We start from the raw sequence: 10,230 nt of genomic DNA, 5'->3' as shown, positions 1-10,230 counted from the left end.
CGCCTCCGCCCGACTCGCCCGGACCCGTGCCCGGACCCGGCAGAGCCCGCACCCGCACCCGCACCGGAGCCCGCGCCAGAGCCAGAGCCTCCACCCCCATCCGAACCCGCGTCCGGCTGTCGGTTCTCCGGGGTGCCGGGGGTGGGTGCCGGGGTGTCGGGCGCCTCGGTGACCGGGTCCTCCGTGTCGAGCAACCGCACGGCGTGGCGGCCCAGTTGGGCCACCAGGGCGGCGGGCAGCCAGGGGTCCCTGAGCCTGCCGCCCTCCACGGTGTCCTCCGCGCCGGTGCGCTCCAGGACCCGGTGCGGGGCCGGGCGGGCGGCCGGGTCCTTGCGCAGGCAGGCGCGGACCAGGTCGGCGAGGCCCTCCGGGACGCCCGTCAGATCGGGCTCCTCCTGGGCGATGCGGAACATCAGGGCGTGCGCGCCGCTGCTCGCCGAGCCGAACGGCATCCGGCCGGTCGCCGCGTAGGCCAGCACCGAGCCGAGGCAGAAGACGTCGCAGGCGGGCGTGATCCGGTCGCCGCGCACCTGCTCGGGCGCCATGAAGCCGGGCGAGCCGACGAGCGCCCCGGTCCTGGTCAGGCCGCCGTCCGCGACCGTCTCCAGGGCGCGGGCTATGCCGAAGTCGATGACGCGCGGCCCGTCGATGGTGACCAGCACGTTGGACGGCTTGAGGTCCCGGTGCACCAGCCCGGCCGCGTGGATGTCCATGAGCGCCTGCGCGAGCCCGGCGCCCAGCACGCGCACCGACCGTTCGGGCAGGGCCCCGTGGTCGCGCCCGACGACCTCCTGGAGGCTCGGTCCGGCCACGTACCCGGTCGCCACCCACGGCACCGGCGCCTCGGTGTCGGCGTCCAGGACGGGCGCCGTCCAGTACCCGCCGACCTGCCGGGCGGCCCGCACCTCCTGCCGGAACCTGGCCCGGAACTCCTCCCGGGCGGCCAGTTCCCCGCGCACCAGCTTCACCGCGACGGTGCGGCCCCGGTCGGACCTGGCCAGGTACACCTGGCCCATGCCCCCGCCGCCGAGCCGCGCCAGCAGCCGGTACGCCCCGATCCGGGGCGGATCCCCGGCCCCCAGCTTCTCCATGCAGGCCCTCCCCCGAACCACACGCGCGTACGCCAAGGGCTCACGATAATGGGGCCCGCGCGACAGCGGGCGGGCCCCTGTACACGGTTGCGTAACAGCCGGTACCGGCCCCGGCCGCCGCACGCGCGACACCCTGTCGCGTTCGCGCCGCAGGCGCAGACAGGACGCCGATGTCGCGTGCCGGTCCCGGACATTTACCCTCGGGCCCATGACCCCTCAGCCACTTCCCGAGGTCGGCGCCGCAGTGAAGGCGGCGGACCGCGCGCACGTGTTCCACTCCTGGTCCGCGCAGGAGCTCATCGACCCGCTCGCCGTCGCAGGCGCCGAGGGGTCGTACTTCTGGGACTACGACGGCAAGCGGTACCTGGACTTCACCAGCGGGCTCGTCTACACCAACATCGGCTACCAGCACCCGAAGGTCGTCGCCGCGATCCAGGAGCAGGCCGCACGCCTGACGACGTTCGCGCCCGCCTTCGCGATCGAGGCCAGGTCGGAGGCGGCCCGGCTGATCGCCGAGCGCACCCCGGGCGACCTGGACAAGATCTTCTTCACCAACGGCGGCGCCGACGCCGTCGAGCACGCGGTGCGGATGGCCCGGCTGCACACCGGGCGGGCCAAGGTGCTCTCCGCGTACCGCTCGTACCACGGCGGCACCCAGCAGGCCGTGAACCTCACCGGCGACCCGCGCCGCTGGGCGTCCGACACCGCCTCCCACGGGGTCGTGCACTTCTGGGCGCCCTTCCTGTACCGCTCCCGCTTCTACGCGGAGACCGAGGAGCAGGAGTGCGCGCGGGCGCTGGAGCACCTGGAGACGACGATCGCCTTCGAGGGGCCCGCGACGATCGCCGCGATCGTCCTGGAGACGATCCCCGGCACCGCCGGGATCATGATCCCGCCGCCCGGCTACCTGGCCGGGGTGCGGGAGATCTGCGACCGGCACGGCATCCTCTTCGTGCTGGACGAGGTGATGGCCGGGTTCGGCCGCACCGGTGACTGGTTCGCCGCCGACCTCTTCGGCGTCGTCCCGGACCTGATGACCTTCGCCAAGGGCGTGAACTCGGGGTACGTGCCGCTCGGCGGGGTCGCCATCTCCGGCGCCGTCGCGGAGACGTTCGCCCGGCGGCCCTACCCGGGCGGGCTGACGTACTCCGGGCACCCGCTCGCCTGCGCCGCCGCCGTCGCGACGATCAACGTGATGGCGGAGGAGGGCGTCGTCGAGAACGCGAAGCGGCTGGGCGCGAGCGTCGTCGAGCCCGCGCTGCGCGAGCTGGCGGCCCGGCACCCGAGCGTCGGCGAGGTGCGCGGGGTCGGCATGTTCTGGGCGCTGGAGCTGGTGCGCGACCGGGAGACCCGGGAGCCGCTGGTGCCCTACAACGCGACGGGTGAGGCGAACGGCCCGATGGCCGCGTTCGCCGCCGCCGCGAAGAAGCACGGCGTGTGGCCGTTCGTGAACATGAACCGCACCCACGTGGTGCCGCCGTGCAACGTGTCGGAGGCGGAGCTGAAGGAGGGCCTCGCCGGTCTGGACGCGGCACTCGGCGTCGCCGACGAGTACACGGTGTGACGAAGCGGGTCCCGGACGGCCGCCGACGACGTCGGCGGCCGTCCCCCGTCGCGCACCACTTCGGCGGGAGATCGAACGCGTAGGGTGGCGTTTTCGTAGACATGTACGAGGTCATCGACCGGCGTCCGCGCCGGTACGGGCCTCGACGACATGTTCGCGCACGCCTACCGAAGCGATGAGGGGCCCCTACGATGCCCGGCAACGCCGCCGTGACCCGCAGCACCCTGCGGCAACAGATCGCAGACGCGCTGCGTGACGAGGTACTGGGCGGCCGGCTCCAGCCGGGCCAGGAGTTCACCGTCAAGGAGATCGCCGAGCAGTACGGGGTCTCCGCCACGCCGGTGCGCGAGGCGCTCGTCGACCTCTCCGCGCAGGGGCTCCTGGACGCCGACCACCACCGCGGCTTCCATGTGCACGAGTACTCGGTCGCCGACTACCGGGGGATCGTGGAGGCCCGCAGCCTGGTCACCGACGGGATGTTCCGCTTCCTGGACGAGGGCCAGGCCCGGTCCGCGGTCTTCGACGACGCCCGCGCGATCGCCGCCCTCACCGGGGTGCGGCGGCGCGGCGAGGAGGCGCAGCGGGCCGCGCTGGCCGGTGACCTCAGCGTCCTGATCGGCTACGACCTGCGGTTCTGGCGCGAGCTGAGCGCCCTGTTCGGCAACAGCTACCTGGCGGACTTCCTGAACCGGCTGCGGGTGCAGTCCTGGGTGTGCGCGGTGCAGCACCTGCGCCGCCTCAGCGACCTGCGGGGCCTGCTGTGGTCGGCCCACACGGACCTCGTCGACGCCCTCGCGGTCCGTGACACCGGCACCGCGAGGGACATCGTCGACGCGTACAACACGCACTCGCTCTCCCTCGTCGAGGGCCGCGCCGAGAGCTGACCGCGAGGGGGATCCGGCCGCCGGAACGGGAAGAACCGGTACGAGGGTCTCGGTCCGCGCCCGGCACGGACTAACCTTCCCTGACCGCCCCTGCACGGGCGGTCGGCGTCCGACCCACGCTAGGAGCTGTCCTTTGGCCTGTGACCTGTGGCTGGTCCCACTCGTCGACGTGCTGTGCCACACCCCCGACAACCCGTTCGCCGAGGAACTCGCGCAATACAACAAGGCGCTGGCCGAGGCCGGACTCCCGCCGGTGCCGGTGTACCAGTACATGCCGGGCCTGTCGGGCGACGTGGCGCCGGTCGCCGGTTTCGACTACGACGCGCTCCATTTCCTGCGCCGGACCTACCTGTTGCAGGTGTGCGGCCTGCCGGTGACGCCGGTGGACGAACTGGGCGGCGACTACGAGCAGTTGCTGGAGATGTTCGAGTCGACGGCGCAGCAGTCGCACCTGGTGTGGCACTACGACCACGCGGGCGCCTACGTCCCGGTCGACTTCGCGCACCCCCTCTCCAACGACGAACTCCTCGCCGGTGGCGGCCCGCTGGGCTCCTCCCAGGCGCTGCTGCGGGAGCTGGAGTACGTGGCGCCGTCGATCGGCATCGATCCGGCCAACCCCCCGGCGCCCCCGCAGCCTCCCTCGGCCCCGACGGGCCTGGAGGAACCGGCGGCGCCGCTCCCCTACGACCCGAGCCCCTTCGCCCGGGAGCGCCACGTGTGGCTCGGTCTGCACGCGGCGGCGACCAGGAGCCTGGCCCAGGGCTCGATGATCGTCTTCAGCTAGCTAGGGCCCGGCCGCCCCGGCCGCCAGCATCCGTGTCTCCAGCGCCGCCCGCAGCAGCATCGTGTGCACGAACCGGTCGGGGGCGGTCGGCGGGTAGCGCCACGAGAGCGGCCAGGTCATGTCGTGGAGCGCGGGCACCGGGACGAAGGACTCCCGGTCGGGACCCGACGTCAGCCTCCGCACCTCGGCAGGCCACAGGTGGAACGCGGTGCTCCGCGCGGCCACCAGGAAGTAGACGCACGGGCGGCTGCCCGCGACGTCGATCACCGGACCCGGGTCGCCCCCGGTCATCCGCGCCAGCCGGTCGGCCAGCGCGCGCCCCGGCTCCCCGTCCATCCGAACGGCGTCGAACTGGACCCCGGCCTTGCGGAGTTGCACTCCGTGGGCCGGGATCCACTCGATGCACAGGTCGTCACTTTTCGCATTCATGGGGACAGTTTCCGTAACCCCCGCTAGCGTTTCCATGACTCAGCGTCGACCTGTGACTACGGTCAGGCATCGGGCTGAGCGTTTGGTGGCCGGTTGAGTTCGGTTGAGCCCGGGAGTGAGCGCGATGGCGCGATCTGTGAACAAGGTGGAAGCGGGCGGTACGGCGCATCTGGTGGCCGCCCTCGCGAAGGCACTGCGCGAACAACAGAAGCTGACGCAGGACCAGTTGGGGAAGCAGATCGGTTACACCGGGTCGGCGATCAGCGCGATGGAGACGTGCGCGCAGCCCGCCAGCGACACGATGCTGGTGAAGCTGGAGGAGGTGATCGGGGGCGGGCTCGGGGTGTTCGAGAAGGCCAGGAAGTTCGTCCTGCTCGACAAGTACCCGCCGCAGTTCAAGAACTTCGCGCTGATGGAGGCGGAGGCGGTGACGCTGTCTTCGTATCAGACGTACGTGGTGGGCGGCCTGTTCCAGACGCCCGACTATGCGCGCGCGCTGATCGGCGGAGGGTTCCCGAAGTTGCCCGACCCGAAGGTGGAGGAACTGGTCGAGGCCCGAATCGCCCGCCGGAGGCTCCTGGACCGGGACCCGACCGCCATGATCGAACTACTCCTGGACGAAGCCGTGTTGCGCCGCCCGATCGGCAGTTGGGAGATCCTGCAAGACCAACTGCGCGCCCTCGCGCAGGACGCGGAGCGGGACAACGTAAGCGTTCAAGTCATGCCTATGGAACGTGGGTTGCGGGGTGGACACGCCGGCACGAGGGGCGACATGGTTCTAGTTGTGACGAAGGAGCACCACCACGTGGTGTATCTGGAGATCGAGGACGAGAGTGTGCTGGTCAGCGATCCCGTGAAGGTGGCTCACCTCACCCACCGGTATGCGAAGATCCGATCACAGGCTCTGAGTCCGGACGATTCACTGAGCCTCATCAAGAAGTTGGCGGGAGAAGAACGGACATGAGCAGCACCCTGCGGTGGTTCAAGTCGAGCTACAGCGACGGCGGCGGCGGCGACTGCGTCGAGGCCGCCTACACCTGGCGCAAGTCCTCTTACAGCAACGACAGCGGCGGCGAGTGCGTCGAGGTCAGCCCCTGCCCCGCCGCCGTGCACATCCGTGACTCCAAGACCCCGGACGCCCCGCACCTCACGGTCTCCGGCGGCGCCTGGTCCGCGTTTCTCGCCGGGGCCTGACCGGCCCCCTCAGGACGCGGCCGGGTCGGGCAGGCCGGGCTGCGGCTGCCTGAGCCCGCTGACGAGCAGGGTCACGACCTCGCGCACGTCGTACTCCGGGTCGTGCGGGCTCCACGCGACGAGGTCGCCCACCGCCCGCAGGAGGCGGTAGGCGGAGATCGGGGCGACCACCTCACCCGACGCGCGCGCCGCGTCGAGCAGGTCGGCCAGGACCGGCAGCAGCCGGTCGAGGAAGAGCACGTGCAGGGCGGTGAACTCGTCCGCGTCCCCCTCCCAGACCCGCGCGAGCCCGTGCTTCGTCCCGAGGAAGTCGACGAACAGGTGCACCCAGCGCAGGGTCGCCTCGAACGGGCTGGGCGCGGACGCCAGCAGCCGCGGTCCGGCCTGCGCGCACTCCTCGACCTGGTGGCGGTACACGGCGACCACCAGGTCCGAGCGGGTCGGGAAGTGCCGGTAGAGCGTGGCCACGCCCACCCCGGCCGCCGCCGCGACCTCGCGGACCGGCGCGCCGACCCCCGACACCGCGAACACCTCGGCCGCGGCCTCCAGCAGTGACTGCTGATTGCGCTCCACGTCCCGCCGCCGCCTGGGCGCGCCGGTCGCGGGAGATGCGTTCCTGGAGGTGCTCACCGCCTCATCATCGCACGCCCCCACCCCTTACGGAACGCTGATCCGTTTCGACTTGCGGAACGGATCAGCGTTCCGTATCTTCCGGATCAGCGATCCGTTTCAGATCGCCCCCGTCCGAGAACCCAGGGACCGCCATGTCTTCCGTTGCCCCGAACCCCCACCCCGCCCAGGTCCTGAGCGTGCGTCCCGTGGTCCTCCCGGCCCCGGGCCGCGGCGACGACCTCCAGGTCCGCGTCACGGCCCCGGCCACCGGCACCGGTCTGCCCGTGATCGTCTTCGCCCACGGCTTCGGCGGTTCGATGACCGCGGGCGACCCGCTGGTCGACCACTGGACCGCGCACGGATTCGTCGTGGTGCAGCCGACGTTCCTCGACTCCACGTCCCTCGGGCTGACCCCCGCCGATCCCCGTTACCCGACGATCTGGCGGACCCGGGTCGACGACCTGGTGCGGGTGATCGACGAGCTGGACACCCTCCTCGCCGCCGTCCCCGGGCTGACCGGCCGGGCCGACCCGGACCGGCTCGCGCTCGCCGGGCACTCCTGGGGCGGGCAGTCGATCGGGATGCTGCTCGGGGCGCGCGTCGTCGGCGCCGACGGACTCCCCGGCGAGGACCGCACCGACCCCCGGGTGAAGGCCGGGGTGCTCCTGGCCACGACGGGACTCGCGCGCGGGGACCTGAGCCCCTTCGCGCAGGAGCACTTCGCGTTCATGAGCCCGGACTTCAGCCGCCTCACGACGCCGTCGCTCGTGGTCGCCGGTGACCAGGACCAGTCGCTGCTCTCCAGCCGCGGCCCCGACTGGTTCACCGACGTCTACCACCACAGCCCCGGCGCCCGGCACCTCGTCACCCTGCACGGCGGCGAGCACTCGCTCGGCGGCATCCAGGACTACCGGTCGACCGAGACCACCGACGAGAGCCCCGAGCGGGTCGACCTGGTGCGGCGCGCCACCACGGCGTTCCTGCGCACGGCGCTGGGCGTCGACGCCGCCGCCTGGCCTCGCCTGGCGGCCACCCCCGCGGAGCCCGTCGGCCGCATCGACTCCAAGTAGCCCGGCGCGGGACGCTGCGTCAGGAGGTCTCCCCGCGGCCGGGTTCCAGGCCCCGGTCCGCGCGGTCACCGGCGTCGCCGTCGTCGCCGTCACGGCCGCCGTCGCTCCCGGTCCTCGGGTGCTGCCCGTCCAGGTTCTGGCGGACCGAGTCCAGGATCGTCAGGCCCTGGGCGACCAGGCCCGCGGCGATCTCGCCGAGGCCGTCCGCGCCGTTGAGGACGTTGACGTTGGCGCCCGCGAGGCCGCCCGCCGCCTCCTTGACGATCTGCGGGAGCTGGTCGATGAGCATCCGGTCGAGGGCGACCCGGTCGTAGGAGGCCGCGGCCGCCGCCTGGATCTTCATCCGCTCCGCCTCGGCGACGGCGAGCACCCGGATGCGCTCGGCCTCGGCCTCCGCGGGCTTCACGATCTCCGCCACCAACTGCTGCTGGCGGAGCTTCGCGGCCCGCTCGGCCAGCTCCGTCTGCGCGGCGAGCACCTCCTGCTGGGCGTGCGCCTGGGCCAGCGGTCCCGCCTGGGCCGCCTGCGCCTCGGCGCGGTCCACCTGGGCCGAGTACTCGGCCCGCACCACGGCCGTCTGCCGGGCGTACTCCGCCTGGTTGCGGGCCGCGACCTGCTCCGCCTCCACCGACGCCTGGGTGGCCTGCGCCTGCGCGATCTGCGCCTGGCGCTGGATGGCCGCCTTGTGCGGGGCGGACATGGCCTCGATGTAGCCGACCTCGCCGTCGTCGATGGACTGGATCTGGAGCGAGTCCACGATCAGGCCGATCTTGGCCATCTCGACCTTCGAGGTGTCCAGCACCTCGGCGGCCAGCTTCTGCCGTTCGGTGACGATCTCCTCGACGGTCATCGAGCCGATGATCGACCGCAGGTGACCGGCGAAGATCCGGCCCGTGAGCACGGACATCTGCCCCTGGTCGGACAGGAACCGCTGGCCCGCGTTGATGATGCTCTCGGTGTCGTTGCCGACCTTGAACGCGATCACCGCGCGGACGTGCAGCGCGATGCCCTGCCGGGTCACACAGGTCTCGGTGACCTCCGCCTCGCACATCGACAGGGTGAGGAACCGGGTCTTGCGGAAGACGGGCAGGACGAACTTGCCGTGTCCCGTCACCACCCGGAACGGCGCCCCGCCGAGCCCCCGGCGGCCGCCCGAGATCAGCATCGCCTGGTCGGGAGCCGGTACGCGATAACCGAACATTTTCTTCTCCTCAGCCTGCGTCGACGGCCTGCCCGTCCAACGCGTCCAACGGATCGGCCCACGCGATGACGTCGACCTCACGGAGCCCGCGCGAGTGCACCACGAGCGCCGTGGCGCCGGTCGGCAGGGGCGTCTCCGACCAGGCGAGGAAGGTCTCCGAGCCGCCTCTGACCCGGACGAGGATCTCACCGGGACCGGCGCTTCCCCGGGTGCCGATGAGCAGTTCCCCCGTACAGCCGATCACAGCCTCGTCCGGTGCCATCGACGACTGCCTCCCACCGTTGCGATCCCCTGTTCCCGACGATAACCCCGCCCCCGCCGATCGGTCGGGGCGCGGACGTCCCGGAAAGGTCAAGAGATGGCAGCGCTCAGCGGCGCCTGGGGAGCGCGGCCAGCGTCACGCGCAGGACCTCCGCGAACTCCCGCGGCCACTTCACGTAGCCGACGTGGCCGCCGGGGAACTCCACGAGCTGCTGGTCGAGGTAGGCCGCGAGGGCGCGGGCGGGCCGGTGGACCGTCTGCTCCCGCGACGCCCGGCCGCCCGCCACCGCGATCCGGGCGGCCCCGGCGGCGATCGTGGTGAGGTCCGGCAGATGGTGCGTGGTCGGGCGCAGCACGTGCGCGAGGAAGAACTCCGTGTTGTCGCGCTCCTCGGGCAGCTCGGGCGCCGGGCGCCCGCCGAACAGCGCGGACAGCACCGCCATGGCGGCCCCGGTGCCCTCCCGGCGCCTGGTCTCCTCGACCCGGTCCACCAGCCGCAGGTGCTCCTCCGCGTCCGGCAGCAGCCGCAGCGCGGGCGGTTCGTGCACGACCAGCGCCTCGACCCGCTCCGGGTGCAGGCCCGCGAAGTGCAGCGCGGCCAGGCCCCCCGAGCAGCTCGCGAAGACGCGCACCCGCTGACCGGCCGGGACGAGGTGGTCGAGCAGCCGCCGGATGTCGTCGGCGTGCTCCTCCACGCGCTGGTCGACGGGCGGACCGTCCAGCGTGCTGCGGGAGTTGCCGCGCGGGTCGTAGGCGATCACCCGGTGGTCGTCGGCGAGGACGGGGGCGAGCCCCTCGAAGACGGCGGCGTCGGAGTTGCCCCCGGCCAGCAGGAGCAGGGGCGGCCCGGCGGCGCCGCGCACCTCGTGGTGGAGGGTCGCGCCGGGGACGGGCAGGCGTCCGGTGACCGTGGCACTCGCGGGTGAATTCATGACGCTCCCCCGTCGCGGAGTGCCGTGACGACGTACCGTCACGGCATCAGCACTCAGCGTACCGAGGGCGGGCGGGCGGCGCGGGCGATCCGGCGAGGCGGGCGGACGGGCGGCCGGGGCGGCAAGGGGGAGGCGGCGTGGACGGGGACGCGGGGACCGGAGCGGGCACCGACACCGGCGGGGGCGCGCCCGCGGGCGCATCACCGGG

At 72.7% G+C, this 10,230-nt stretch carries 12 protein-coding genes; 6 read left to right on the top strand and 6 right to left on the bottom strand.

Features of this window, described 5'->3' with window-relative positions:
- A partial coding sequence (locus GA0115242_RS09325; RefSeq protein WP_093826508.1) for a serine/threonine-protein kinase occupies window positions 1-1,091 on the bottom strand: 1,091 nt, incomplete at its 3' end.
- 208 nt (window positions 1,092-1,299) lie between these two features.
- Here GA0115242_RS09325 and GA0115242_RS09320 point away from each other — a divergent pair.
- The 3 genes from GA0115242_RS09320 (at window position 1,300) to GA0115242_RS09310 (ending at window position 4,323) form a co-directional block, all read left to right on the top strand.
- Complete coding sequence (locus tag GA0115242_RS09320) at window positions 1,300-2,655, top strand: aspartate aminotransferase family protein (RefSeq protein WP_093826506.1); 1,356 nt, start codon at window positions 1,300-1,302, stop codon at window positions 2,653-2,655.
- 191 nt (window positions 2,656-2,846) lie between these two features.
- A complete protein-coding gene (locus tag GA0115242_RS09315) occupies window positions 2,847-3,539 on the top strand; it encodes a GntR family transcriptional regulator (RefSeq protein WP_093826504.1) in 693 nt (230 codons plus the stop codon).
- Between the two features lie 133 nt (window positions 3,540-3,672).
- Complete coding sequence (locus GA0115242_RS09310; protein WP_093826502.1) at window positions 3,673-4,323, top strand: hypothetical protein; 651 nt, start codon at window positions 3,673-3,675, stop codon at window positions 4,321-4,323.
- On the opposite strand, the gene GA0115242_RS09305 is transcribed toward GA0115242_RS09310, so the two are convergent.
- Window positions 4,324-4,752 carry a hypothetical protein gene (locus tag GA0115242_RS09305; protein WP_093826501.1) on the bottom strand — a complete coding sequence of 143 codons (429 nt, stop codon included), beginning with the start codon at window positions 4,750-4,752 and terminating at the stop codon, window positions 4,324-4,326.
- A gap of 124 nt (window positions 4,753-4,876) precedes the next feature.
- On the opposite strand from GA0115242_RS09305, the gene GA0115242_RS09300 reads away from it, so the two are divergent.
- Together GA0115242_RS09300 and GA0115242_RS09295 are read left to right on the top strand one after the other, a co-directional pair.
- Window positions 4,877-5,716, top strand: coding sequence for a helix-turn-helix domain-containing protein (locus tag GA0115242_RS09300; protein ID WP_093826499.1), 840 nt, complete (start codon window positions 4,877-4,879; stop codon window positions 5,714-5,716).
- A complete protein-coding gene (locus GA0115242_RS09295) occupies window positions 5,713-5,946 on the top strand; it encodes a DUF397 domain-containing protein (protein WP_093826498.1) in 234 nt (77 codons plus the stop codon). The genes GA0115242_RS09300 and GA0115242_RS09295 overlap by 4 nt, the downstream gene beginning before the upstream one ends.
- 9 nt (window positions 5,947-5,955) lie before the next feature.
- Here the strand turns inward: GA0115242_RS09295 and GA0115242_RS09290 are convergent, their stop codons facing one another.
- Entirely contained in the window at window positions 5,956-6,576 is a 621-nt protein-coding gene (locus GA0115242_RS09290; protein WP_093826497.1) for a TetR/AcrR family transcriptional regulator, read from the bottom strand.
- A 134-nt stretch (window positions 6,577-6,710) separates the two neighbouring features.
- Here GA0115242_RS09290 and GA0115242_RS09285 point away from each other — a divergent pair, with 134 nt between their 5' ends.
- A complete protein-coding gene (locus GA0115242_RS09285) occupies window positions 6,711-7,628 on the top strand; it encodes an alpha/beta hydrolase family protein (protein WP_093826494.1) in 918 nt (305 codons plus the stop codon).
- A 19-nt stretch (window positions 7,629-7,647) separates the two neighbouring features.
- Here GA0115242_RS09285 and GA0115242_RS09280 read toward each other — a convergent pair whose 3' ends face one another.
- From GA0115242_RS09280 to GA0115242_RS09270, 3 genes are all read right to left on the bottom strand, one after another.
- Window positions 7,648-8,829, bottom strand: coding sequence for an SPFH domain-containing protein (locus GA0115242_RS09280; RefSeq protein WP_237548944.1), 1,182 nt, complete (start codon window positions 8,827-8,829; stop codon window positions 7,648-7,650).
- 10 nt (window positions 8,830-8,839) lie between these two features.
- On the bottom strand, window positions 8,840-9,091 hold the full coding sequence (locus GA0115242_RS09275) for a hypothetical protein (RefSeq protein WP_093826492.1): 252 nt from the start codon (window positions 9,089-9,091) through the stop codon (window positions 8,840-8,842).
- 106 nt (window positions 9,092-9,197) lie between these two features.
- Entirely contained in the window at window positions 9,198-10,022 is an 825-nt protein-coding gene (locus tag GA0115242_RS09270; protein ID WP_093826490.1) for an alpha/beta fold hydrolase, read from the bottom strand.
- Window positions 10,023-10,230 lie beyond the last annotated feature (208 nt).

The organism is Streptomyces sp. SolWspMP-5a-2, assembly GCF_900091845.1.
GTDB classification, from domain to species: domain Bacteria; phylum Actinomycetota; class Actinomycetes; order Streptomycetales; family Streptomycetaceae; genus Streptomyces; species Streptomyces doudnae.
This window is presented reverse-complemented; position numbering and strand designations above follow the sequence as displayed.